At 40.7% G+C, this 1,134-nt stretch carries 2 pseudogenes; both read right to left on the minus strand.

From position 1 onward, the window contains the following. Window positions 1–621, minus strand: a pseudogene (locus AC33VI_RS22575) (hypothetical protein); the annotation flags it as partial. Window positions 622–680: 59 nt separating this feature from the next. Continuing rightward, window positions 681–1,134, minus strand: a pseudogene (locus tag AC33VI_RS22580) (ABC transporter substrate-binding protein); the annotation flags it as partial.

The raw sequence follows: 1,134 nt of genomic DNA on the forward strand, positions 1-1,134 counted from the left end.
CATTTGCAGTGCCATACTTTGCAGTCTTTTGGGCAATAGTTTGGGTTCATCATCGGGCTGACGCAAGGCTATTAAACCAAAATTACCGCAATATAAATATTCTGCTTTTCCCGTTATCATTGCCTCTATATCTGACAGGGAAGATAGGGCGATGAATGTGTTGGCAAAAATTAACGCCCGAATCAAAATATTATCAATGTAGGTCAAGAAAATAAAAGCGATCGCCAGATTGAAGATAATACCCGCCGAAGCTTTTAGTCTAATATTGTGAGGATTTCCCGCTTTGAGACGGGGTGAGGAGGTGACGGGGTGACTGGGAGATAAGATAAAGATGTAATTAAAAGAAATAAGTGATTTAAGAATTTGAATAATCGATCGCTGTTCGAGGATATTGGTTAAATTAATTGCCGATAAATTTCGATCCAATAAGGCGATCGCCATCGTATGCCCTAAGCCATGTACGATAATCGCGCTTTGCCAAGCAAATCGCAGGATAATGGAATAAATAATTAATAAACCAGGAACATAAACTAATTCTTCTACTATTTCTACTGTATAAACTGCAATTACTAAAACAATAACTTCGGGAATAATATTAGATAATCTAAAATGCTTCTCCATTGGCTGTACCTATTACCTACTACCTAACCTCAATCACAAAATTAGTCTTCTGCGATAATTCACGGATCGATTGGTAAAAACTGATAACCAAACTTATTATTAGCTGGCTGCATCTGCACTAACTGAATTTTGCCCAGGCGATCGCCCGATGGCAGAAAATTAACTACACTACTAGCCCCAGAAGTAGTAAAGTTACGGTCTGATAATTGTTGCTGAATACTTTCTCTAGTGGGATTGGAACTGGATTCAATGGCTGCAATTAAAGCTTGGGCAGCATCGTAAGCCATCGCGCTGCGCCAGTTAACCTCCCCACCCCAAAGATCGCGGGCAACCAAAGAAAATTCGGCATCAGCATGGGCACGGATATGCCAAGGAATAGCAATAACCATGTTTTTTCCCGCTTCTCCTGCTATTTGTAAGGTTTTAGGGGTATAGACATCATCGCCCCCCAAAATGCTGAGACGTTGACGGTTGACTTGGACTACCTGTAAAGCTCGATCGAGAGTACTAGTA

The sequence above is a fragment of the Waterburya sp. genome (assembly GCF_058530065.1).